General features: G+C 68.6%; 21 protein-coding genes and 1 tRNA gene. 9 read left to right on the forward strand and 13 right to left on the reverse strand.

Annotated elements, in window-relative coordinates:
* Positions 1–7 precede the first annotated feature (7 nt).
* Complete coding sequence (locus CLV71_RS45455) at positions 8–1,186, reverse strand: cation:proton antiporter (protein ID WP_133909190.1); 1,179 nt, start codon at positions 1,184–1,186, stop codon at positions 8–10.
* A gap of 5 nt (positions 1,187–1,191) precedes the next feature.
* Positions 1,192–1,674 carry a cation:proton antiporter regulatory subunit gene (locus CLV71_RS45460; protein WP_133909191.1) on the reverse strand — a complete coding sequence of 161 codons (483 nt, stop codon included), beginning with the start codon at positions 1,672–1,674 and terminating at the stop codon, positions 1,192–1,194.
* 96 nt (positions 1,675–1,770) lie between these two features.
* On the opposite strand from CLV71_RS45460, the gene CLV71_RS45465 reads away from it, so the two are divergent.
* Positions 1,771–3,129, forward strand: coding sequence for a TrpB-like pyridoxal phosphate-dependent enzyme (locus CLV71_RS45465; protein ID WP_133909192.1), 1,359 nt, complete (start codon positions 1,771–1,773; stop codon positions 3,127–3,129).
* 287 nt (positions 3,130–3,416) lie between these two features.
* Here CLV71_RS45465 and CLV71_RS45470 read toward each other — a convergent pair whose 3' ends face one another.
* From CLV71_RS45470 to CLV71_RS45505, 8 genes are read right to left on the reverse strand one after another with little or no spacing between them, the layout of a single operon-like run.
* Positions 3,417–4,523, reverse strand: a complete 1,107-nt coding sequence (locus tag CLV71_RS45470) for an acyl-CoA dehydrogenase family protein (protein WP_133909193.1) — start codon at positions 4,521–4,523, stop codon at positions 3,417–3,419.
* Positions 4,520–4,924, reverse strand: coding sequence for a RidA family protein (locus CLV71_RS45475; RefSeq protein ID WP_133909194.1), 405 nt, complete (start codon positions 4,922–4,924; stop codon positions 4,520–4,522). The genes CLV71_RS45470 and CLV71_RS45475 overlap by 4 nt, the downstream gene beginning before the upstream one ends.
* The gene (locus CLV71_RS45480) at positions 4,921–5,748 is read right to left on the reverse strand and encodes an enoyl-CoA hydratase family protein (RefSeq protein ID WP_133909195.1); all 828 of its coding nucleotides are present in this window, start codon (positions 5,746–5,748) and stop codon (positions 4,921–4,923) included. The genes CLV71_RS45475 and CLV71_RS45480 overlap by 4 nt, the downstream gene beginning before the upstream one ends.
* Positions 5,745–6,434: an SDR family NAD(P)-dependent oxidoreductase gene (locus CLV71_RS45485; protein WP_133909196.1), complete on the reverse strand. Its 690-nt coding sequence runs from the start codon at positions 6,432–6,434 to the stop codon at positions 5,745–5,747. The genes CLV71_RS45480 and CLV71_RS45485 overlap by 4 nt, the downstream gene beginning before the upstream one ends.
* Complete coding sequence (locus CLV71_RS45490) at positions 6,431–7,951, reverse strand: benzoate-CoA ligase family protein (protein ID WP_133909197.1); 1,521 nt, start codon at positions 7,949–7,951, stop codon at positions 6,431–6,433. The genes CLV71_RS45485 and CLV71_RS45490 overlap by 4 nt, the downstream gene beginning before the upstream one ends.
* The gene (locus tag CLV71_RS45495) at positions 7,952–8,689 is read right to left on the reverse strand and encodes a creatininase family protein (protein WP_133909198.1); all 738 of its coding nucleotides are present in this window, start codon (positions 8,687–8,689) and stop codon (positions 7,952–7,954) included.
* Positions 8,686–10,749, reverse strand: a complete 2,064-nt coding sequence (locus tag CLV71_RS45500; protein WP_133909199.1) for an FAD-dependent monooxygenase — start codon at positions 10,747–10,749, stop codon at positions 8,686–8,688. Before CLV71_RS45500 ends, CLV71_RS45495 begins: the two co-directional genes overlap by 4 nt.
* Complete coding sequence (locus CLV71_RS45505; protein WP_133909200.1) at positions 10,749–11,576, reverse strand: LLM class flavin-dependent oxidoreductase; 828 nt, start codon at positions 11,574–11,576, stop codon at positions 10,749–10,751. Before CLV71_RS45505 ends, CLV71_RS45500 begins: the two co-directional genes overlap by 1 nt.
* A 51-nt stretch (positions 11,577–11,627) precedes the next feature.
* Between CLV71_RS45505 and CLV71_RS45510 the strand changes: the two genes are divergently transcribed.
* The 3 genes from CLV71_RS45510 to CLV71_RS45520 are packed head-to-tail and all read left to right on the forward strand — an operon-like array spanning position 11,628 to position 14,430.
* Positions 11,628–12,443, forward strand: coding sequence for a PaaX family transcriptional regulator (locus CLV71_RS45510; protein WP_133909201.1), 816 nt, complete (start codon positions 11,628–11,630; stop codon positions 12,441–12,443).
* Positions 12,440–13,246: a tryptophan 2,3-dioxygenase gene (locus tag CLV71_RS45515; protein ID WP_133909202.1), complete on the forward strand. Its 807-nt coding sequence runs from the start codon at positions 12,440–12,442 to the stop codon at positions 13,244–13,246. The genes CLV71_RS45510 and CLV71_RS45515 overlap by 4 nt, the downstream gene beginning before the upstream one ends.
* Complete coding sequence (locus CLV71_RS45520) at positions 13,243–14,430, forward strand: kynureninase/PvdN C-terminal domain-containing protein (RefSeq protein ID WP_133909203.1); 1,188 nt, start codon at positions 13,243–13,245, stop codon at positions 14,428–14,430. The genes CLV71_RS45515 and CLV71_RS45520 overlap by 4 nt, the downstream gene beginning before the upstream one ends.
* On the opposite strand, the gene CLV71_RS45525 is transcribed toward CLV71_RS45520, so the two are convergent.
* Positions 14,427–14,966, reverse strand: coding sequence for a snapalysin family zinc-dependent metalloprotease (locus CLV71_RS45525; RefSeq protein WP_243867479.1), 540 nt, complete (start codon positions 14,964–14,966; stop codon positions 14,427–14,429). The two genes, CLV71_RS45520 and CLV71_RS45525, sit on opposite strands and share 4 nt — an antisense overlap.
* A 165-nt stretch (positions 14,967–15,131) precedes the next feature.
* Here CLV71_RS45525 and cmk point away from each other — a divergent pair, with 165 nt between their 5' ends.
* The 4 genes from cmk to CLV71_RS45545 all read left to right on the forward strand — a co-directional run bounded on the left by cmk (position 15,132) and on the right by CLV71_RS45545 (position 18,003).
* Complete coding sequence (gene cmk, locus CLV71_RS45530) at positions 15,132–15,851, forward strand: (d)CMP kinase (protein ID WP_243867482.1); 720 nt, start codon at positions 15,132–15,134, stop codon at positions 15,849–15,851.
* Complete coding sequence (locus CLV71_RS45535) at positions 15,848–16,468, forward strand: lysophospholipid acyltransferase family protein (protein WP_133909205.1); 621 nt, start codon at positions 15,848–15,850, stop codon at positions 16,466–16,468. Before cmk ends, CLV71_RS45535 begins: the two co-directional genes overlap by 4 nt.
* A complete protein-coding gene (gene der / locus CLV71_RS45540; protein ID WP_133909206.1) occupies positions 16,465–17,877 on the forward strand; it encodes a ribosome biogenesis GTPase Der in 1,413 nt (470 codons plus the stop codon). Before CLV71_RS45535 ends, der begins: the two co-directional genes overlap by 4 nt.
* A 52-nt stretch (positions 17,878–17,929) precedes the next feature.
* Positions 17,930–18,003, forward strand: a tRNA-Pro gene (locus tag CLV71_RS45545).
* Positions 18,004–18,304: 301 nt separating this feature from the next.
* Here the strand turns inward: CLV71_RS45545 and CLV71_RS45550 are convergent.
* Both CLV71_RS45550 and CLV71_RS50870 read right to left on the reverse strand, forming a co-directional pair.
* The gene (locus tag CLV71_RS45550; RefSeq protein WP_243867484.1) at positions 18,305–19,657 is read right to left on the reverse strand and encodes a tyrosine-type recombinase/integrase; all 1,353 of its coding nucleotides are present in this window, start codon (positions 19,655–19,657) and stop codon (positions 18,305–18,307) included.
* A 167-nt stretch (positions 19,658–19,824) separates the two neighbouring features.
* On the reverse strand, positions 19,825–20,277 hold the full coding sequence (locus tag CLV71_RS50870; RefSeq protein WP_133909207.1) for a helix-turn-helix domain-containing protein: 453 nt from the start codon (positions 20,275–20,277) through the stop codon (positions 19,825–19,827).
* 707 nt (positions 20,278–20,984) lie between these two features.
* Here CLV71_RS50870 and CLV71_RS45560 point away from each other — a divergent pair.
* Entirely contained in the window at positions 20,985–22,400 is a 1,416-nt protein-coding gene (locus CLV71_RS45560) for a PIN-like domain-containing protein (protein ID WP_133909208.1), read from the forward strand.
* The last annotated feature ends 13 nt before the right edge of the window (positions 22,401–22,413 follow it).

The following is a 22,413-nucleotide window of genomic DNA, read 5'->3' on the forward strand; positions in this document are numbered from 1 at the left end:
GCGTCCTTCAGTGCAGTCCCGGCCGGAGACGTGCTCGCACCAGGCGTGCCACCGGCTCCACGAAACGGGCGGCCAACGGCCCCAGGATCGCCATGATCAGCACGTAGGCCGTGGCCAGCGCGGCGAGACTGTCGTCCACCGCGCCCGCCGACACCGCCAGGCCCGCGATGACGATCGAGAACTCGCCTCTGGCCACCAACGCCGCACCCGCCCGTGCCCGGCCCATCGACGCGATGCCCTGCCGTTTCGCCGCCCACCACCCCGTCGCCAGCTTCGTGACCGCCGTGACCACCGCCAACCCCAACGCGATGGCCAGCACCGGCGGGATGGTCGACGGGTTCGTGTTCAGGCCGAAGACCACGAAGAACATGGCCGCGAACAGGTCACGCAAAGGCTCCAGCATGCGGGTCGCGTTCTCGGCCGTCGAACCGGAGATCGCGATGCCCAGCAGGAACGCGCCCACCGCCGCCGACACCTGGAGCTGCGACGCCACGCCCGCCACCAGCAGCGCGGCACCCAGCACCCGCAGCAGGAACACCTCGGGATCCGGACTGTCCACAATGGCCGAGACGTACCGGCCAAACCTCAGCGCCAGCAGCAGCACCAGCGTCACGACGAGCAGCGAGATCCCGATCGCCGACAGCCCGCCCAGCAGTGTCGCGCCGGCCAGGACCGCCGTCAGGATCGGCAGGTACACGGCCATCGCCAGGTCCTCGAACACCAGGATCGACAGGACCACCGGTGTCTCACGGTTGCCGAGCCTGCCGAGGTCGCCGAGCACCTTCGCCACGATGCCCGACGACGAGATGTAGGTCACGCCCGCCATCGCCAGCGCGCCCACCGGCCCCCAGCCCAGCACCAACGCCACCGCCACGCCCGGCGTCGCGTTCAGCACGATGTCCACCACGCCCGCGAGCCACGAGCGCCGCAGCCCCGTCACCAGCTCCGCGGCCGAGTACTCCAGCCCGAGCAGGAGCAGCAGCAGGATCACACCGATCTCGCTGCCGATCGAGGCGAAACCCGTGATGCCCTCCAGCGGCACCAGGCCGCCGCTGCCGAACGCGAGGCCGCCGAGCAGGTAGAACGGGATGGGGGAGATGCCGATCTTCCACGCGAGCCTGCCGAGGATGCCCAGGCCGAAGAAGATCGCGCCGAGCTCGATCAGCGCGACGGTCGAGTCGTGCACGTGGCCTACCCGCGTTCGAGCACGTCAGCGGCCTTCGAGAGTCCTTCCGACGTGCCGACGGTGATCAGCGCGTCGCCACCGCCGAGGGTGAAGTCCGGGCGTGGCGACGGGTGGACGGTGCCCGCGCGGACGACCGCCACCACGGACACGGCGGTACGGGTGCGTAACTGGGTGTCACCCAACGTGCGACCGTCGTACGGGGAGCCGTGCATCAGGGGAAGCTGCCTGGTGTGGACGCCGGACAAGCCGTCGTTCTCCTCGCGGAGCTGGGCGACGAGCTGCGGCGCGCCGAGCAGGTTCGCGAGCGCGCCCGCCTCCTCGACGGTCAGCGGTATCGACGCCGTGCACGCGTCCGGGTCGTCCTCCCGCGAGACGATCAGCTCCTGGCGACCGTCCCGGTAGGTGATCACGCCGATCCGCCGCCCCGCGCGGGACACGAAGTCATGGCGCGTACCGATCCCCGGCAGCGGCGTAACGTCGACATTCACCACGCAAGGTTAACCTTCACGACCCCGTCTTTCTTCCCGGGCCGCTTGGCCATAGGTTGGGGCCGACCGTGTTCTCCGACGTCCGGGAGGCATCGCATGGCGGGCCGCACCAAGTTCATCCTCGACGAGGCCGACATGCCGACGGCCTGGTACAACGTCGTGCCGGACCTGCCGGAGCCGCCTCCGCCGCCGCTGCACCCCGGCACGGGCGAGCCGGTCGGCCCGGACGACCTCGCGCCGCTGTTCCCGCAGGCGCTCATCGCGCAGGAAGTGAGCACGGAGCGTTACATCCCGATCCCGGACGAGGTACAGGAGGTGTACCGGTTGTGGCGTCCGTCGCCGCTGTTCCGGGCACACCGGCTGGAGAAGGCGCTCGGGACGCCCGCGCGGATCTACTACAAGTACGAGGGCGTGAGCCCGGTCGGCTCGCACAAGCCGAACACCGCGGTGCCGCAGGCCTTCTACAACGCGCAGGAGGGGGTCAGGCTGCTGACCACCGAGACCGGCGCGGGGCAGTGGGGGAGCGCGATCGCGTTCGCGTGTGCCCAGTTCGGGCTGGAGTGCGAGGTGTGGCAGGTCCGCGCGTCGTACGACCAGAAGCCGTACCGCAAGATCATGATGGAGACGTTCGGGGCGACCGTGCACCCGAGCCCGTCGGACCTGACGGAGGCGGGCCGGGCCATCCTGGCCGCGCACCCGGACTCGACGGGCAGCCTCGGGATCGCGATCAGCGAGGCCGTGGAGAAGGCGGCGGCCAACCCGGACGCCCGGTACGCGCTGGGCAGCGTGCTCAACCACGTGCTGCTGCACCAGACGGTCATCGGCGAGGAGGCCATCAAGCAGTTCGAGATGGCCGGCGACAGCCCGGACGTGATCGTCGGCTGCACCGGCGGCGGCTCGAACTTCGGCGGGTTGGTGTTCCCGTTCCTGCGGGAGAAGCTCGCGGGCAGGATCTCGCCGACGATCCGGGCGGTGGAGCCCGCCGCGTGCCCGTCGCTGACGCGGGGCAAGTACGCCTACGACTTCGGCGACACCGCCGGGTTGACGCCGCTGCTGAAGATGCACACGCTGGGCCACGACTTCATCCCGGACCCGATCCACGCCGGTGGCCTGCGCTACCACGGGATGTCGCCGCTGCTGTCCCACATCGTCGAACTGGGCCTCGTGGACGCGGTCGCGATCGGCCAGAACGAGTGCTTCGCGGCGGGTGTGCGGTTCGCGAGGTCCGAGGGCATCATCCCGGCTCCCGAGCCGACGCACGCGCTGGCGGAGTGTGTGCGGGAGGCGTTGCGCTGCAAGGAGACCGGCGAGGAGAAGGTGATCCTGACCGCGCTGTGCGGGCACGCCCACCTCGACCTGCCCGCCTATGCGAGCTACCTGGCAGGCGACATGGTCGACCGCGAACTGACCGACGAGGACCTGGTCGCCGCCTTCGACACCATCCCGACCCGGTAACCCCCGACCCACCGCACTGAAGGACGCCTTCGTAACACTCGGCCGTACTGAAGGGCGCCTTCGTAACGTCCGGTGTACTGAAGGACGCCTTCGTAACGCTCGGCCGTACTGAAGGGCGCCTTCGTAACGTCCGGTGTTCTGATGGGCGCCTTCGTAACGTCCGGTGTTCTGATGGGCGCCTTCGTAACGTCCGGTGTTCTGATGGGCGCCTTCGTAACGTCCGGCGCACTGATGGGCGCCTTCGTATCGCTGACCGTACTGAAGGAGTCCTTCGTGGCGTTGGGCCCTCAGCGGTAGAGGTAGCGGGCGATGATCTCGCGCTGGATCTCGCTCGCTCCCTCGTAGATCCGGGGCGCACGCACCTCCCGGTACAGGTGTTCGAGCAGGTGGCCCTGCTCCAGGGCACGGGCACCGTGCACCTGGACGGCCACGTCCACCGCCTGCTGGGCGGCCTCCGTCGCGAACAGCTTCGCCATCGCCGAGAGGTGGCCGGTGCGTTCGGCACCAGAGTCGTACGCGGCCGCAGCGTCGTGGATCAGCAGCCGGGCCGCCTGCAGCCGGGTGGCCACGTCCGCCAGCTGGTGCGACACCGCCTGGAACTTGCTCAGCGGTCGCCCGAACGCCAGGCGGTTCGACGTGTGGGCCACCGCGGCATCCAGCGCCGCCTGACCCATACCCAGCGCGAACGCCCCGACACTCGGCCGGAACATGTCCAGCGTGCGCATCGCCACGCGCCAGCCGCCGTCCACCTCACCGAGCACCGCCTCGGCGGGCACCAGCACGTCGTCGAACGTCAGGGTGCCGATCGGGTGCGGGGAGACCAGCCGCTGTGGCGTTCCCGACAGACCGGTCGCCCGGCCGGGGACGACGAACGCCGTGATGCCCCGGACGCCGTTGTCGCTGGTGCGGGCGAACACCGAGTACACGTCCGCGTTCGGGGCGTTCGAGATGAACACCTTCTCGCCGTTCAACCGGAACCCGTCGCCGTCCCTGGTCGCCGACAGCGCGAGCGACGCGGCGTCCGAGCCGGCCGACGGCTCGGTCAGCGCGAACCCGACCGCCGCCTTTCCCGCCGTGATACGGGGAAGCCACTCGTCCACTGTGGACTTACGGCCGGCCATCAGGATCGGGTACGTGCCAAGACCCTGCAGTGCGAACGCGGTCTCCGCCTCCGTGCAGTGACGCGCGAGTGCCTCACGGACCAGGCACAGGTCCATCGCCGAGGTCTCCGGGAACAACCGTCCCAGAAGGCCGTGTTCGGCCAACGCGCTCAGCAGCGGACGGTTGATCGCACCGGGCGTGCCACGCTCGGCGATCGGCGGCAACGTCGCCGCCACCTTCTCCGTGTGGTCGCGTAACTCCCGCTGCTCCGGGGTCAGATGGGTGTAGGTCATGTGGGGATCATCGCCGTGCCGAGAAGTTCCACCTTCGCGGCCTCGTCGAACAGTTCCGCGACGCCCAGCAGCGCGACCGCCGGGTAGTGGCGGCCGAAGTGCTTGCGCCACACCGGTCCCAGCTCACGCAGCGACTCGCGGTACTCGGCTACGGCCGTCGTGTAGATGATCAGTGACACCAGGTGCGACGGGTTCGCACCCGCCGCGTCGAGCGCCGCGACCACGTTACCTGCCGCCACGTCGAACTGCTCGACGAGCGAGGTGCCCACGATGGCGCCGTCCGCACCCTGGGCCGTCTGACCACCCAGGTGAACCGTGCGACCCGGGGCGGCCACCACGGCGTGCGCGAAACCCACCGGCGCGGCGAGGCCCGGGGCGGTGACGATCTCGTGCGGGGTCATCGTCCCGTCCACTCCGGACGCCGCCCGGCCGACCACGCCGCGTAGAACTCCGCGTGGTCGTCGCTTTTCATGAGCAGTGCCTGCGTCATCGCTTCCAGCTCGATGCTGCTGCCCAGGTCCATGTCCAGCTCCCGGGTCAGCAACACCTTCGTCGTCGAGTAAGCCAGCGCGGGCCCGCTCGCCAGCCGGGCCGCGAGCGCACCCGCCTTCGACGCCAGTTCCGCGTCCGGGGCGACCTCCGTGGCCAGGCCGATCGCCTCCGCGCGCTTCGCGTCCAGCCTGTCACCCAGGATCAGCAACTCCGTGGCCCGGCCCAGACCCACCAGGCGCGGCAACAGGTACGCAGAGCCCATGTCCGCGCCTGCCAGTCCTACCTTGGTGAACAGGAACGCGAACGTGGCCGACTCGGCCAGCAGCCGGAAGTCGCTCGCCAGCGCGATCACCGAGCCCGCACCTGCCGCGACACCGTTCACGGCGGCGATCACCGGCAGCGGGCACTCGCGGAGCGCCTTCACCACCGCACCGGTCATGCGCGTGAACTCCAGCAGCTCGGCGGGGCGCATCTTCCGCAGCTCGCCGATGATCTCCTCGACGTCGCCGCCGGAGCAGAAACCCCGGCCCTCGCCGGTGATGACGACTACCCGGGCGTCGCCCCGGTGAGGCAGCTCGGCCAGCAGGTCCCGCAGGTCCGCGTAGACGTCGAAGGTCAACGCGTTCAGCTTGTCCGGGCGGTTCAGGGTGACGGTCGCGACCCCGTCGGTGACCGTCAGGTCGAAGTGTCGCCAGTCCTCGGTGAGACGGGCCGACGCGCGGAACGGACTCATGCCTGTACTCCTCCTCCGTCCAGCACTATCGTCTGGCCGTTGACGGCCGCGGCCTCCCGCGCGGCGAGGAACACCACCGCGAACGCTACCTCGTCCGGTTCCAGGAGCCTGCCCAGCGGGGACATGCGTGCTATCACGCGTTCACTGTCCTCAGTGGATCGGCCGGTGGTCTCGGCGACGCGGTTGATCGTCGCCGTGGTCATGTCGGTGCGGACGAACGTCGGGCACACCGCGTTCGCGGTCACGCCGGTGCCGGTGACCTCCGCCGCGACCGCCCGCGTGAGGCCGACCGCCGCGTGTTTCGACGCCGAGTAGGCCGCCGTGTAACGCTGACCGGTCCGGCCCGCGGTCGAGGCCACCGTCACGATCCTGCCGTGGTCGCGGGCCAGCATGCCGGGCAGCACCGCCCGCGTGCACAGGAACGCGCCGGTGGCGTTGACGTCGAACTGGGTGTGCCAGTCGGCCAGCGAGGTCTTCGCCAGTGGGGCGCTCGACGAGACACCCGCGTTGTTGACCAGCACGTCGACCTCGCCCAGCCTGTCGAACACCTCGGCGACCGCGGCCTCGTCGGTGATGTCGCAGTCGGCGCGGCCCAACACCACGACCCGGTCGCCGAGGTCGGTGAAACGTCTGGCCACCGCGGCCCCGATGCCACGCGTGCCGCCGGTGACCACGACCAGCCTCATGTGAGCGCCTTCAACGCGCGGCGGTCCAGCTTGCCGTTCGTGGTGCGGGGCAACGAGGTGACGAACCGGATCTCCTTCGGGGTCTTGTGCCCGGCCAACCGCGCGCGGACGAAGTCCCGCAGGGCGGTCGCCAGTTCGGGGGAGCCCTCGACCCCGTCACGCAGGATCACGTACGCGCTCAGGCGGACCAGGCCGTCGACCTCGGAACCCGCGACCCCGCACTCCACGACGTCCTCGTGGCCGATGAGGCAGTGCTCGATCTCGCTCGGCGCCACCCAGATGCCGCCGGACTTCAGCAGGTCGTCGGCTCTGCCGTGGTAGAAGAAGAAACCGTCGGCGTCACGGCTGAACAGGTCTCCCGTGTGGACGGTGTCGCCCCGGTAGGTCGCCGCCGACTTCTCCTTGTCACCGAAGTACTCCAGCGCCACCGTGCCGCCCGTCACCTCGAGCACGCCGACCTCGCCGGCCGGGACCTCGGTGCCGTCCTCACCCACCACCCGCGCCGAGTACCCCGGCACCACCTGCCCGCAGCTGCCCTGACGGGCCGAGCCAGGCCGGTTCGAGATGTAGATGTGGTAGGCCTCCGAGGAGCCGATGCCGTCGACCACCTCGACGCCGAACAGCTCGTCCCACCTGCGGTGCAGCTCCGCGGGCAGCGCCTCGCCCGCGGACGTGCACAGGCGCAACGAGCTGAGGTCCTGTGTGGACGCCGAAGGATGGGCGACCATCGCGCTCATCAGTGTCGGCACGTTCACCAGGATCGTCGGCCGGAAGCGGGCGATCAGCTCGAAGATCCGGTCGGCGGTCGTGCGCTCCGGGAACGCGATGCCCGCACCGCCGACACCGAACGGGTACAGCGCGGCCAGATCCCTCGCGTAGCCGAAGAACAGCTTCGGCACCGGCAGGACGATGTCGTCCTCACGGATGCCCAGCACGCCGACCCCGTAGCTCTCGTGGCTGAGGATCGGGCTCGCACCCGTGTGCACACAGGCCTTCGGCGCGCCGGTGCTGCCCGTGGTGAACTTCCAGATCGCGATGTCGTCGCGGGTCGTCGGCGCGGTCGCGAGCGTGTCCGGCGCCTGCGCGACCATGGCGGCGAAGTCGTGTTCGTTGTCACGCAGCTCGATGCCGCCGACCACGAGCACACGCCGGTCCGCGATACCCGCCTCACGCAGCAGGTCGAGCGTGACCGAGTCGGCGATCACCACGGAAGCGCCGGTGTAGTCGAGGAAGTAGCGGTAGTCCTTGGGCTGCAGGAACGTGTACACCTCGGCCGTTACCGCGCCGATCTTCTGCGCCGCGTACCAGGTCGCCACGAACTCGACACCGTCGGACAATGCCAGCAGCACGCGCTCACCGCGCCGGGCGCCCAGTTCGAGGAGCACGTTGCCGACGCGGTTGACCAGCGCAGCCAGCTCTGCGTACGTCGTGGCACCCTCGTTGGTGTACAACGCGACCCGGTCGCCGCGGCCCAGCTCCAGGTTGCGGTCGACGAAGTGGTCGGCGACGTTGAACATCTAGCGTGCCACCTCTCGGATCGCCTCGACGAGCAGCTCTGTGAGAACGTCGAAGGTGGACTGACCTTCCTCGGCCGTAGCCGCGGCCGGGGCGCCGCAGTAGGCGCGGTCCATGCCCATGGCCGCGAAGTCGGCCTTGCCGTCGCTCATGGCGGCCGGCATGTCCACCGGCACGGGCGGCAACGCGGCCATGGTCGCGGTGTCGACCAGGGCAGGATGGTCGGCGAGCACCAGCGACGTCTCGTACTGCCCGGCATGGCACGCTCCGGACCGGAACTCCTCCGTCAGCCGGGCCGCGTGCCTGCGACGCACCAGGTCCAGGTAGGCGACGCCTGCCTCGGCCGTGGCCTTGCGCAGCGTCGCGACGTGCGCGGGCTCGAAGTGGTTGTTCACCAACACGATCCGCGACAACCCCTGCGCGGTCAGCGAACCACACACGTCGACGACCAGTGCGTGCAGCGTGGCCTCGCTGATGGAGACCGCGCCGGGGAACGCCGCACTGAACCGGGTGACGCCGTAGCTCAGGGTCGGCAGCGTCAGTACCCGCACGTCGGGATCGTCCGCGAGGCGCTGTGCGGCGCGGGTGCACATGCCTGCCGAGATGATCTCGTCGGTGGCCAGCGGCGCGTGCGGGCCGTGCGGCTCGACCGCGCCGACCGGCAGCAGCAGCACCGGCTTCCTCGGCCCGGCGAGGAGTTCCGCCACCTGCGGTGAGGTGAGGTCGGTGAACGTGGTCACGCGCCCACCTCCTCGAGCGGCGTCGGCGGCGGTTCGAACAGGCACAGGTCCGCGCGGCCCGCGGCGACGACGGTGTTCACCTCGTCGGGTGTGGTCAGGTAGCCGCCGACGAGCGTCGCCACCCCGGCCTCGTTGCGCACGCGGTCGGACAGCGTGGTCAGGTAGCCGCGCCGGTACTCCGGCCGCGAGGTCGCCGTCGTGTGCCCGGCCCGCACGTGAACCAGGTCCACGCCGTGCTCGGCCAGCGCGCGGGCGTTGGCGACGCCCTGCTCGACGGTCAGCCCGCCGCGTGCCCAGTCCGTGACCGTCACCCGCGCCATCAGCAGGCCCGGCCACTCGGCCCGCACGGCGTCCACAACGGACAGTGGAAAACGCAGTGGTTCCGTGCCGTACACGTCGTCGCGGCGGTTGGTCAGGGGAGACAGGAAGCTCGCCAACAGGTAGCCGTCCGCAAGCTCCAGCTCGAGCGCGTCGAAGCCTGCCTCGCGTGCGCGGCCGACCGCGGCGACGAAGTCGTCCCGGACCCGCGCCATGCCAGCCTCCGACAGTGCGGCAGGCACCGCGCTGTACGGCGTGTACGGCAAGGGGGACGCGGACACCAGTGGCCACCCGTCCCGCAGCGGCACGTCCACGCCGCCGGTGGGCCGCGTCGCACCTCGCCGACCGGCATGCCCGAGCCGCACGCCGACGAGCGCGCCGGTGTCGTGGACCTCCTTGACCACCGGCGCCCACGAGTCGTCCAACACCGGACAGGCCGGCGTCGTCCGCCCGTCCTCGGCGATCGCCACGAACCCCGTCAGCACCAGGCCGGCGCCTGCCCGCCCCGCTTCGACCACTTCGGGCACAGCGCGCACGACCCGGTTGCGCAGTGTCACGCCGCCGACCCGCAGTGGCGCGAACATCGGCGGCGCCGCGACCGCGCCGGCCACGAGCGGTGTGCCGGTGGCGGACGAGGCGAACCACGCGTCCAGCACCCGCACGAGCTTCGGGTCGCGCTGCATGAGGTTCGCGTGGCTGATCCGGCCGCTGCGCGTCAGCAGGTTCGCCGCGAACTGGATCGGCGCCAGGCCGAGGTAGTTCGCCACCCGGCCGAAGTACGCCGCGCTGTCGCCCGCGGCCTGCTGGAACCGCTCCACGACCGGCTGCCGCTCCAGCTCGTAGTCGACCAGCGCCGATTCCAGAGTGGACGGATACCGCTCCAGCGCGTTGGCCAGCGCGATCGCGTCCTCCATCGCGAGCTTCGTGCCAGACCCGATCGAGAAGTGCGCGGTGTGGGCGGCATCGCCGATCAGCACGACGTTGCCGTGGTGCCAGTGCTGGTTGCGGACCAGCGGGAAGTCCAGCCAGATCGACTTGTTCGACCTCAGCCGGTGGTCACCCAGCTCGGCGGCGAACAGCGACTGGCAGAACGCCATGCTGTCCTCTTCGGACATCGTGTCGAGCCCGGCGCGCCGCCACGTGGCCTCGGTCGTCTCCACGATCCACGTGCTCGTGTGCTCGTCGAACGGGTAGGCGTGCACCTGGAACAACCCGTGCTCGGTCTCCCGGAACACGAACGTGAAGGCGTCGAGCACGAGATCGGTGCCGAACCACACGTACTTGCAGCCCTGCGGCGACGACGAGCTGCCGAACTCGGCTGTGAAACGTTTGCGCAGCCCGCTGTTGGCGCCGTCCGCGGCCACCACGAGATCACCGTCCACATCGGACGCCTCCTGGTGGAACGTCAGCGACGCGCCGAGCGACCGGGCGCGCCGCTGCAGGATGTCGAGCAGGTGTGTGCGCCGGATCGCCGAGAACGTGTGCCCCGACGACCGCAGCACGCGGTCGCGGTAGTGGATGTCGATCGACGTCCAGCGCGCGAACGAGTCCGTGATCTCCAGGTAGGTCGGGTAGTCCGCGTCCCTCAGCGCGCCGAGGGTCTCCTCCGAGAACACGACACCCCACCCGAACGTCGCGTCCGGCGCGTTGCGTTCCACCACCGACACGTCATGGCCTGCCTTGCGCAGCAGGATCGCAAGGTACAGCCCGGAGGGCCCGGCGCCGACGATCGAGACCCGCATCAGGCCACCGCCTCCGCCAACCGGTCCAGGTCGTCGAGCGAGCCGACGGTCGGGTAGAGGATCAGCTCGTCACAGCCCTCTGCCTCGTAGCCTCGCACGAAGTCCCGCACCGCGCGGGCCGACGTCAGGTTCCCGGCCGCGATCTTCTCCGCGAACGGACCGGTGAACGCGTAGTAGTCGAGCAGGTAGGCGCTGCCGCGGTCCGGGTCGCCGAACGCGACGTAGCCCTGGCCCCACAGCTTCGGCTCACCCGGCCGCTCCAGGTCCCGCCACGCCGCGCGGGCCCGGTTGGCGGCCGAGCCGAACGCCTTCGGCGGACCGCCGCCGTGCGCGTAGCCGTCGGCGTAGCGGGCCATGCGCGTCAGCGCCGCGCCGCTCGACCCGCCGACCAGCAGTTCGACTGGTGAACCGGCCGGTCCGACGCCGGACTCCTCCAGCTGTCCACGCAGGTAGGCGAGCTGTGACGACAGCGTCGCGCCCCGCCTGCCGTGGTCGGCACCCGCCGCCGCGTAGTCGTCGCGTCGGGCACCGACCCCCAGGCCGAGGGCGAACCGGCCCCCGGAGAGCGCGTCGACCGACAGCGCCTGCTTGGCGAGCATGGCGGGGGAGCGCAGCGGCCCGATGGCGATGTTCGTGGCGAGCCTGATGCGGGAGGTCACGGCCGCCGCCGCGGCAAGGGCGGCGAACGGCTCGATGCTGTCGTACACGAGCCGGTCGAGCACGCCGAGCGTGCTGAACGGGCCCGCGTCGGCCCTGCGCGCCCACTCGACGAGCACCTCGCCCGAGATGCCCGGAATGGTGTTCGGAAGTCCGACGCCGACCTTCACCCCCAACACATTACGGTTGACCCCGCTGATGCGTCAACTATGCTCGGAACCATGGCTGACCAGCTCGGCGGATTCGATCCCGCCCCGCAGGACCTCGTGTTGACGCTGCTCGGCGCGCACGACGTGCCCCGCGACGGCGGGGCGGTGTGGTCCGGCGGGCTCGTGCGCCTGCTCGGGGAGTTCGGCTTCAGCGAGGGTGCCGCCCGCGTCGCGTTGAACCGGCTCGTCGCCAAGGACCTCCTCACACGCAGCAGGACCGGCCGGCAGGTGCACTACGTCCTCACCCCGCGCACCCGGACCGTGCTCGAGGAGGGCGACCGGCGGATCTTCACCCTCGGCGAGCGACCACGCCGCGAGACCACGTGGACCGTGCTGTGGCACGCCATCCCCGAGGACCGGCGCCTCGCCCGCACGAGGCTCACCACCCGCCTGCGGTTCCTCGGCTTCGGCTCGGTCCAGGACGGCACCTGGCTCGCCCCGCACGACCGCGAACAGGAGCTGGCCGCGCTGCTCAAGGAACTCGACGTCGCCGAGTACACGGGTGTCATGCTGGGCAGACCCGCGACCGCCGTGGACTTCGGCGCGTTCGTCGCACGGGTCTGGGACCTCGGCGACCTCGCCCGGCGGTACCACGCCTTCGTCGAGCACTTCCGCGGCCGCGAGGTCGGCAGCGATGGCGAGGCGTTGCTGTTGCGCACCAGGCTGGTCCACACGTTCCGCGAGTTCCCGGCGCTGGACCCCGAGCTGCCGGAGGACCTGGTGCCCGCGCCGCCGTGTCGCACCGATGCCCTGCGGCTGTTCCACTTTCTCTATCCGGCGCTGGCAGACGCTGCCCAGCGGCACTTCGACAAGGTGACGAAACCATGACCGAATCCGTCCCGGGTGGCCCGTCCGCCGCGCTGACCTACACGTCGTACCTCGCGCTCGACGAGGTCCTCACCGCGCAGCGACCGAGGTCCGACGAGCACGACGAGATGCTGTTCATCGTGATCCACCAGGTGTACGAGCTGTGGTTCAAGCAGATCCTGCACGAGCTGGGGCTCCTGCAGCGATGTCTCGAGAAGGGCGACGCCCCGCACTCCGTGCGCACGCTCCGCCGCGTGCTCACCATCCTCAAGGTGGTGGTCGCCCAGATCGACGTGCTGGAGACCATGACCCCACGCCAGTTCACCAGCTTCCGCACCAGGCTCGACGCGTCCAGCGGCTTCCAGTCCGGCCAGTTCCGCGAGCTGGAGGCGATGCTCGGCAGGCGCGACAGGCGGATGCTCGCCCCGTACGCCAGGGACTCCGAGTCCTACGAGCGGATCACCGCCGCCATGTCCCGCCCCACGGTGTTCGACTCGTTCCTGCGCTACCTCGCCGACGCGGGCTACGACATCCCCTCGCGCCACCTGGAGCGCGATGTCAGGACACAGTGGACGGGGGACGAGGACGTGCAGCGGGTCCTCGTGCAGGTCTACGGCGACGACTCCGGCCCGTCCACGGTGGCCGACCTGCTCGTCGACCTCGACGAGGGCCTGCAGGAGTGGCGGTACCGCCACGTGAAGATGGTCGAACGCACGATCGGCACCAAGTCCGGCACCGGCGGCTCGGCAGGCGCCGCGTACCTGCGCACCACGCTGTTCCACGCCATCTTCCCCGACCTCTGGGCAGTACGGAGCCGGCTGTGACGTCACTGGAGTCGCTGCGCGACAGCCCGAACTCGCTGTCGGTCCACTATGGACGTTTTGGGGTCGCGCACCGCCTGCTGCTGACCGGCCACTCCCACCAGGCGTGGCCGGACGTCGCGCTGGACGGCCAGATCGAGGCGTTCACCGACGCGTCCTCGGCCGTGGACGACAAGTGGGGCCCGGCGTTCGCCAAGGCCGAGCAGCTGCGGCAGTACTACCGCGACCTCGTCGACGACCCGGGTGGCGACATCGCGCTCGGCGCCAACACCCACGAGCTGGTCGTGCGCTTCCTGTCCAGTGTGGACCTCCGGAACCGGCCGCGGCTCGTCACCACCGACGGCGAGTTCCACACCCTGCGCCGCCAGCTGGCCCGCCTGGCCGAGGAGGGCGTCGAGGTCGTGCGTGTCCGTGCGGACCCGGTCGACACCCTCGCCGAACGGGTCGCGGCCGAGGTCGACGACAGAACGGCCGCGGTCCTGGTCTCGCAGGTGCTGTTCGAGACCTCACGCGTAGTGCCGGGCCTCGACACGGTCGCCGAGGCCTGCGGCCACCGAGGGGTCGAGCTGCTCGTCGACGCCTACCACGCGCTCGGCGTCGTCCCGTTCTCCCTGGCGCGACAGGGTCTGACCGAGGCGTGGGTCACCGGCGGCGGCTACAAGTACCTGCAGCTGGGTGAGGGCAACTGTTTCCTGCGGATCCCCCCGCACGCCGCGGACGCGCGGCCGGTCATCACCGGCTGGTTCGCCGAGTTCGAGGACCTGACGGCGAAGGCGTCGGGAAAGGTCGGCTACGCACCGGGCGGCGACCGCTTCGCAGGCGCCACCTACGACCCGACGAGCCACTACCGCGCCGTGGCGGTCCGCGACTTCTTCGTCGAGCAGGGCCTGACCCCGGCGTTCCTGCGTGAGGTCTCCCTGCACCAGAACGAGTTGCTGGCCACCAGTTTCGACGCCCTCGACGCGCCACCGGAAGTGATCACCCGGGACCGGTCGGCGCCACGCGAGGCGTTCGGCGGCTTCCTGGCCCTGACCGCCCCGAACGCCGACGAGCTGAAGAAGGGACTCGCCGAGCGCGGCGTCCTGACCGACAGCAGGGGCGACAAGCTCCGGTTCGGCCCGGCGCCGTACCTGTCGGACACGCAGCTCGTGGCCGCGGTCGCCGCACTCGGCGAGGTACTGGCTTAGCCGATCACCACGGTGTTCGTGGCCGTCGGCGCGAACCCGTTGGCGTAGATGCTCTGCACGCGGTTGCGTTCGGACGCGTTCGGGTTCACGTTCGTGCAGGACACGCCGCCCGTGCTGCCCGACATCAGGCTCGAGCACGGGCCGGGCTTGATGTCCGGCAGGCCGAGGATGTGGCCGAACTCGTGCGACGCGATCCTGACCAGGTTGTAGCCGTCGGCGACGGCCTCACGGCCGTACCAGACGGTGCCGCTGCCGCCGGGACGCACCGGCCCGAGCGTGGCACGCGGCCAGCCGGGATCGGCGATGACCTGGACGTCGGCACGCTGCCCCGATGCCGCCTTCTGGATGCGAACGCTCGTGACGTTCGCGTTCCAGACCGCCACGCCCTGTGCCACGGCGTCCTTGAACTCGCCGGCACGCGCGTCGCTGTAGGTGATGGTGACGACCGCCGCACCGACATCCGCCGTCGCCTGCGGGGCGACGGTGGCTGCCGTGCCCACGACGAGCGTCGCGGTCATGGCGGTGGTGGCAAGCAACCCGATAAGTGTTCTCCTGTACAAGGTTACCTCCAGTTATTGCAGGGTAACTGGATGTTAAGGCAGTCTTGCCTGGCTGGGATCCCAATGCCGGGCGTCACCAGTTACCGGTCTGTCACCTGGCAGAATGGCGGCAGTGACCGACCCTTTGAGGAGGCAGGCGCGGTGCAACTGGGCGAACTGCGTGGTGTGATCGCGCTGGACGGCCCGTCGGGGACCGGTAAGTCGACGGTTGCCCGTCGGTTGGCCGTCAGTCTCGGGGCCGGTTATCTGGACACCGGTGCCATGTACAGGGCGGTGACGCTCGCGGTGCTGCGTGCGGGCGTGGCCACCGACGACGAGCACGAGGTGCTGACCGTCGCCGAGCACGTCGACCTGCGGGTCAGCACGGACGCCGAGCACCAGGAGATCCTGCTCGGCGGCGAGAACGTCGGCAGCGAGATCCGCGGCCAGGCCGTGACGCTCGCGGTGTCGGCCGTGTCCGCGGTCGCGCCGGTGCGTGCGCTGCTGGTCGCCCGCCAGATGCGGATCATCGACGAGGTGTGCGAGCAGCGCGGCGGGATCGTCGTCGAGGGCCGTGACATCGGCACCGTGGTCGCCCCGGACGCCGGGCTGAAGGTGTACCTGACGGCGTCGTCCGACGCACGGGCACGACGCCGGTCGCTGCAGGACAGCGCCTCCGGCCGCGAGGCGTCGTTCGACGAGGTCAAGCAGGACGTGGACCGCCGCGACAGGCTGGACTCGGGACGCGCGGCGTCGCCCCTGCAGCCCGCGGACGACGCCGTGTGGCTCGACACCACGCACCTGGACCTGCAGGGCGTGCTGGACGAGATCACGGCGTTGGTGGACGAGCGCGACCTGCGCGGCGTAGCCGCGGGCTGGTGAGCACTCTCCCCTCGGGGGCCGTGCCGTGGGTGCACGACCTCGCGCGCTGGATCGCGAGCTGGGTCCACCGACCGTTCTACCGAATCCGCGTCCGCGAGCGTCTGCGTGTCCCCGCCGAGGGCCCGGTGGTGATGGTGGCGAACCACAGCTCGTTCATCGAGCCACAGCTGCTGTTCGGCCTGACGGGACGCCGTGCGGTGTTCCTGGTCAAGTCGGAGCTGTCGAGAGGCCCCGCCGGACACGCGTTCCGCTGGATCGGCCAGATCATGGTGCGCAGAGGCGTAGCCGACCGCGAACCGCTGATGAAGGCGGTGTCGGTCCTGAAAGCAGGCGGCCTCATCGGCGTTTTCCCTGAGGGGACAAGGGGTGCGGGCGACGTGTCGCACGCGGAGCAGGGCGCGGCGTGGCTCGTGCGCATGACCGGCGCGGTCGTGCTGCCGGTCGCGACGAGGGGCACGCGTGAGCGCCGGGGCTTCCGGCCTAAGCTGGACATTCTGGTCGGGGAGCCGATCGGGTTGAATGTCCAACCCGGACGAACGGGCCTTGCCGCCGCGACCGAGGAGATTCGCAAGCACCTGGCGGCCCTGGTGCGAGAACTGGATGAGCTGCGGAAATGACTGAGTTGGATGGCACCTGGGCGTCCGAGTCCGAGTGGACGGCGATCGACGAGGAGTTCGGTCACCCCGACGACCAGGACGGGGAGCCCCCACAGCCCGTTCTGGCCGTGGTAGGCAGGCCGAACGTAGGCAAGTCGACGCTGGTGAACCGTATCCTGGGCCGGCGCGAAGCCGTAGTACAGGACAAACCGGGCGTAACCCGCGACAGGGTGGCCTACGACGCACTGTGGAACGGCCGCCGCTTCACGGTAGTGGACACCGGCGGCTGGGACCCGAAAGCGGACGGCCTGCAGGCGTCGGTGACAGCACAGGCCGAGCTGGCGATGCAGACAGCGGACGCGGTCCTGCTGGTGGTGGACGCGTCGGTGGGCGCGACGTCAACGGACGAGGCAGCGGCAAGGGTGTTGCGCCGCTCGTCCAAACCAGTGCTACTGGCCGCGAACAAGGTGGACGACGACCGCCTGATGGCGGATGTGGCGTCCCTGTGGTCCCTGGGTCTCGGCGAGCCGTACCCGGTGAGCGCACTGCACGGCCGCAGCTCAGGCGACCTGCTGGACGCGGTACTGCACGCGTTGCCGGCAACCCCACGCGAGTCGTTCGGAGTGGAGCGGGGCCCCCGCAGAGTGGCGCTGGTGGGCAAACCGAACGTGGGCAAGTCGAGCCTGCTGAACCGCCTGGTAGGCGCCGAGCGGGCCGTGGTGGACGCCGTAGCGGGCACGACGGTGGACCCGGTGGACTCACTGGTGTCGCTGGACGACGAGCTGTGGCAGTTCGTCGACACCGCTGGCCTGCGCAAACGGGTGAAAACCGCGTCGGGCATGGAGTACTACGCGTCACTGAGAACGAGAGCGGCCATCGAAGCGGCAGAAGTGGCCATCGTGCTGCTGGACGCCTCCGAGCCGATCTCTGAACAGGACCTACGGGTACTGACGATGGTCGTGGACGCTGGTAGGGCGTGCGTGCTGGCCCTGAACAAGTGGGACCTGGTGGATGAGGACCGTCGGCACCAGCTGACCCGGGAGCTGGAACGAGGCCTGGTTCGTGTCCCGTGGGCAGAGCGGGTCAACGTGTCGGCGCTGACCGGCCGGTCGGTCCGCAAGCTGGCGCCGGCACTACGGACGGCGCTGACGTCGTGGGACCAGCGGGTGTCGACGGGTCAGCTGAACTCGTGGCTGACGGGCCTGATCGCGGCGACCCCGCCGCCCGTGCGTGGGGGCAAGCAGCCGAAGGTCCTGTTCGCGACGCAGGCACAGACGAGGCCGCCGACGTTGGTGCTGTTCACGTCGGGTTTCCTGGAGGCCGGGTACCGCCGCTTCCTGGAGCGACGCTTCCGCGAGGAGTTCGGCTTCGTGGGGACGCCTGTGCGGCTGTCAGTCCGGGTGCGGGAGAAGCGGCCCCGAAAGAGCTGAGGCTGAGGGCTAGGCTAAGCTGATCGCGCACCTCCCCGGGGGGAGGAGCGGCCGGGCTGTGGCGCAGTTTGGTAGCGCACTTGACTGGGGGTCAAGGGGTCGCAGGTTCAAATCCTGTCAGCCCGACGGTCGTGAAGGGCCCGCTGGTTCTGGATGTTTGTCCAGGTCGGCGGGCCTTTTTGCTGTCAGTTTGTCGATCTTGCCGGACTGTCCACTGTGGTCCACATGAAGATCGACAAGGGGGTGAAGGAGAAAATAAGGAGACGATCATGGTCAGGCTTTGACCAACGGCCAAGTGGGGTCGCCGTTGTTGCTCTCCTTCGGCATCCGCTCTCAACGGGCGCGAACCAGGCTTTCTGCCGGTGGGTGTGCACCGGTTGGTGCCGGGTGATGGGGGTTGCGGCCGGCTGGCGGCGGCGTGGGCTGGTTAGCGCCCGGTTAGGGCCGTGGGGGTTCGATGCGGCTGGTTGGAGACGGCAGGTGGGCTGTGAAAGATATGGGGTTGGGGGTGATCGGGGGATACGAATGGCCGCCGCCTCTGGGGAGGCGACGGCCGTGTTGTGGGGGAGGGGTAGGCGGTTAGGTCGGTGGGTGGTGCGGTCGCGGCGGGGAGCGTGAGGCGGGTGATGCGGGTGGCTCCGTGGGCGGGAGTATTCGAGGGTGTTTGGTGGGTGAGGGTGTGGAGTGCGGTGGTCCAGCGGTGTTGGAGGGCGTTGATGAGGCGGGTTTCGATTTCGGGGGCGACGTGGCTGTAGATGTGTTCGATCTTGTCGGGGATGCGGTGGCCGAGTCGGCGGGCTTGGGCGACGTCGGGGATGCCGTCGGCGATGAGCCAGGTTTTGTGGCTGTGGCGGAACCCGTGGAAGACGAGTCCGGGGGCGATGGGGTGGACGCGGACACGAGGCCGGACGCGGTGGTGGTTGCCGTCGGCGGCGGGTCGCATGGCGCGGCGGGCGAAGTTCGACCGGCGGAGTAGCTCGCCTTCGCTGGTGACGAACACGTGCGAGTGGTCGTGGCTGGCGAGGTGGGTGCGGAGGAGGTGGATGAGGAATGGGGGGAGAGTGATGGTGCGGCCGGATTCGGCGGTTTTGGGTGGTCCGAGTTCGAGTCGTCCGTTGACTTCGTGTAGCGCTGCGGTGTGGGGGTCGATGACGATGATGCCGTCGTCGAGGTGGGTGTTGCGTCGTTGGAGGCCGGTGAGTTCGCCCCAGCGTGCGCCGGTCCAGGCGGCGGTGATCATCAGCACTGCGGCCCAGTCCCCGACCAGTACGGCTGCTTGCGCGGCGACGCCCAGGACTTGCTCGGGCGTGGCCCAGACCCGTTCGATGCGGATCTCATGCCGACGCTTGCCCCGCCGCCGGGGCTGGATGGGGTTGACGGCGATGAGGCGCTCGTCGGCCGCGTCGACCAACATCATCGACATCAGTTTGGTGATCGTGGTGACGGTGGCCTGCGCGTGGCCGTCGGCGCGGAGTTTCTTGGCCCAGGTATGCACCGCCAACCCGGAGATCCCGTCCAAACGGGTGGAACCCCAGCGGGTGAGGATGTGGTTGCGGATCAGGCTGCGGTATTGGGCCTCGGTGGTTGCGGCGACGTCGAGCGCGTCGAACCAGGTGACTGACCATTCCTCCAGAGTCAACTTGCCTCCATCCGGATCCAGGAACGCGCCGCGCCGCTGGTCAGCCTCGATCTCGGCGGTTTTGTTCTCCGCAGCTGTTTTTGAGGTGAATCCGGAGATGGTGCCGAACCCGCCATCGTCTTTCGGAACCGGACTCGCCATGTTTTCTTACCGCTCTTTTCGATGAAAGCCATCGAGAATCCCCTTTTCGGAGAAGGTGTGCGTTCGTTTGACGGACATATGTACGCTCGATGTCCGTCAAAATGTCAAGCGGCTACTGCGGAAGACTTTTGTTGGTGTGAAAGTCTTCGTGTGCAGAGCGTGTCTGTTTAAGAAGAGTGTCGAGATGGTGTCGCACTGTTTTCAGCGATCGTCTCGATGTCTGTATGGGAGAATCGCAGGTGTTTACCCACAAACCTGCACGGCACTGCCCGGGCGGCGGCCTTGCGCCGTAGCCAGGACGGGCGTACCTGCAACAGGGTGGCCGCCTGCTCGGCGGTATAGAGCAGCGGCGCTGTGACCCCGGCGCCCGGGAGATCGGTGCATCGTGTGTCGGCCGCTCCCCCGCTCCCTTCCTCGGTCGAGGCTGTGGGCGCAACTCGGCCCAGATCACGAACGGGTCGACCGTGAGAAATCGCCTGGTCACCCTCGGTGGCAGATCCAGAGGTCTGCTCGGGAGACGTGGTCGGCGGCGTCTCGTGTGTGGGCGAGGATGCCCTGGGGTGGCGTGGGCGTGGGGTGAGTCGGCGGTGGATGCCCCGGGCGTGGTGCGGATGAGTCATGGAGGCGGCTCCGATGTATGCGTGGGCTGTCGCAGTGTCACCTCTGAACTCCGAAAAACAGGCTCGTTGGGGACAGCTCGTCCCCAACTTTCTTCAGTTAGCCACGCCACAGATGCACCGTGACCCAGAGGGGAGTACCCCGTCCCATCGCGGACCTGGGAGCTTCTATGTGGCTCCTGACCACCAGGCTGGCAGTGTGGGGGTCAGGGGTTCGAACCCCCTCAGCTCCACTCCTTTCAAGACCCGCTGATTGGGATGTTTGTCCAGGTCAGCGGGTCTTTTTTGTGATCATGCGCGGCGGTTGCTGACACCGTCGGAACTGCCCCAACGTAGTTGTGGGGTGGATGTCCCGGTGTCGTCGACCGTGCGTGTGTGCGGTCGTGGGCGGGTCGTCTGGGCGTAGCAGGCTCATCGTCGTAGTGGTGTTGACGCCGCCAGGATGGTGGGGTGGTCAGCGGCCGAATCCGCGGTTGGGGTTGTTGTGGCGTCGTCTTCGTCGTAGATGGGCTCGACAAGGCAGTCGAGTCGCCCGGTACCTGCTGCTCGCCGGAGGAGGGAGGAGGGAGGAGTCGAACGGTGTTACCCAACTAGCCAGGATGGCTGGCCCGCCACCGCCAAAGACCTGGACGTCGACCAGAACGCTGTCGCTGAGATAATCGGGCCTTGTTGACCTGATCTTGGGGGACGGCGTGGCAGAGGGACTGGGCTTGTTCGACGGCTTCGAAGCACGGCGTACGCCCACCGATGCCGACTACAGCGCCGTCTTGCGACATGGCCTGGTAGTGCCGGACACCAATGTCTTGTTGGACCTCTACCGGATGAACGCACGTGTTCGCGAGGACATGTTGACGGTGCTGGGGACGATTACGGAGCGTATATGGGTTCCGCATCAGGTGATCGCGGAGTTTTGGCGCAACCGCCAGAGCGAAGAATTGATTGCATACCACGACAGGAAAGCGGATGCCGCTAGGGGTACCCTTCTGGCTTCTATTCAGAAATCACGAAAGGCTATTAGCGATTGGGCCAAAGATGTCCACATCGGCGATGACAGTGATATGGCGACTCCGCTCTACGAAAAACTAAACCGTGCGGAGAAGATCTTTGAGAGCCTGATGAGGATGCTTGACTCGCAGGCGGTCAAAGACAAGGTTCCTGGCATTCGTGACACTAACGCTGATCCCGTAATCATCAAATTGGAATTGCTGCTGGACGGTCGAGTTGGTCCACCTTGCGATGAGCGGCGATACTCGGAGGAAATCGTTCGTGCTAAGGAACGGGCTGACCGACAGATTCCACCGGGTTATCTTGACTTCGAGAGCGGAAGGAAAAGTGACGAGGAGGCGGCTGGAGATTACCTGATCTGGCGGCAAATTTTGGATGAAATACAAGGTCGAACGACAGACGTACTCTTCGTTACCAGAGATGGCAAGGATGACTGGTGGCGTAAGTCTTCTTCTAAGGCCACGCGGCTTCCGCGCGTTGAACTGGTCGACGAGCTTCGCGATCTTACGGGACGCCGACTCTTCATGGTCGAGCCCAGCGTCCTCATGCGGAAGGTGAGCAGAGTTTTCAGGCTCGAGAACCAGGTTCATCGCAACTCTATCGTCGCGTTGCAATACCTAGAGTCGTCACAGAGCGGCACGGAAGGCTCCTACCGATCGGGCGGAGAGACGCGCTATCGATTGGCTCAGTTGCCCGGTGGGCGCAGTGGCGACTACGTTGAGACGGTTTGGACGATGTGCCAGCTAGTCGACGACAACCCGCGCCTTGCTACATGTATCGAGAAGTTTATGGACTGCTTCCCGAGCATCACGCTGGGGCCCGAAGCTCGAAGGCGTCTGATGAATCTTGTCGCCCTTGGCCTGGCTGTAGTGCAGGGCGAGCGCATTCTCCTGACAAGCGCTGGAAAGAGGTTCCAGGAGACCCGAGATCCAGAACTGTTGTCCAGGCTTTTCATGGAGCGAATCGAGGGCGCCTTCGAAGCCCGTAGCATGCTGCGGCAAGGAGCTGAAGTTTCCGATCTCAAGGTCTTACTTTCAGAGCATTCTGAATTGGATCTCAGCGCCACGCAGATCGATCTACTGCTGCGTTGGATGAGCAGACTGGGATTGCTCGCTGAATAGGCGTCTTCGCGCA

Origin of the sequence: Actinophytocola oryzae (genome assembly GCF_004364325.1) — a bacterium.
GTDB lineage: Bacteria > Actinomycetota > Actinomycetes > Mycobacteriales > Pseudonocardiaceae > Actinophytocola > Actinophytocola oryzae.

Bases quoted from the DNA above. Each gene is read 5' to 3' on its own strand.
- CLV71_RS45480 (WP_133909195.1), bottom strand. From the start codon at position 5,748: ATGAGTCCGTTCCGCGCGTCGGCCCGTCTCACCGAGGACTGGCGACAC.
- CLV71_RS45485 (WP_133909196.1), bottom strand. From the start codon at position 6,434: ATGAGGCTGGTCGTGGTCACCGGCGGCACGCGTGGCATCGGGGCCGCG.
- CLV71_RS45500 (WP_133909199.1), bottom strand. From the start codon at position 10,749: ATGCGGGTCTCGATCGTCGGCGCCGGGCCCTCCGGGCTGTACCTTGCG.
- CLV71_RS45510 (WP_133909201.1), top strand. From the start codon at position 11,628: ATGGCTGACCAGCTCGGCGGATTCGATCCCGCCCCGCAGGACCTCGTG.
- CLV71_RS45465 (WP_133909192.1), top strand. From the start codon at position 1,771: ATGGCGGGCCGCACCAAGTTCATCCTCGACGAGGCCGACATGCCGACG.
- CLV71_RS45475 (WP_133909194.1), bottom strand. From the start codon at position 4,924: ATGACCCCGCACGAGATCGTCACCGCCCCGGGCCTCGCCGCGCCGGTG.
- CLV71_RS45550 (WP_243867484.1), bottom strand. From the start codon at position 19,657: ATGGCGAGTCCGGTTCCGAAAGACGATGGCGGGTTCGGCACCATCTCC.
- CLV71_RS45470 (WP_133909193.1), bottom strand. From the start codon at position 4,523: ATGACCTACACCCATCTGACCCCGGAGCAGCGGGAGTTACGCGACCAC.
- CLV71_RS50870 (WP_133909207.1), bottom strand. From the start codon at position 20,277: ATGACTCATCCGCACCACGCCCGGGGCATCCACCGCCGACTCACCCCA.
- CLV71_RS45490 (WP_133909197.1), bottom strand. From the start codon at position 7,951: ATGTTCAACGTCGCCGACCACTTCGTCGACCGCAACCTGGAGCTGGGC.
- CLV71_RS45515 (WP_133909202.1), top strand. From the start codon at position 12,440: ATGACCGAATCCGTCCCGGGTGGCCCGTCCGCCGCGCTGACCTACACG.
- der (WP_133909206.1), top strand. From the start codon at position 16,465: ATGACTGAGTTGGATGGCACCTGGGCGTCCGAGTCCGAGTGGACGGCG.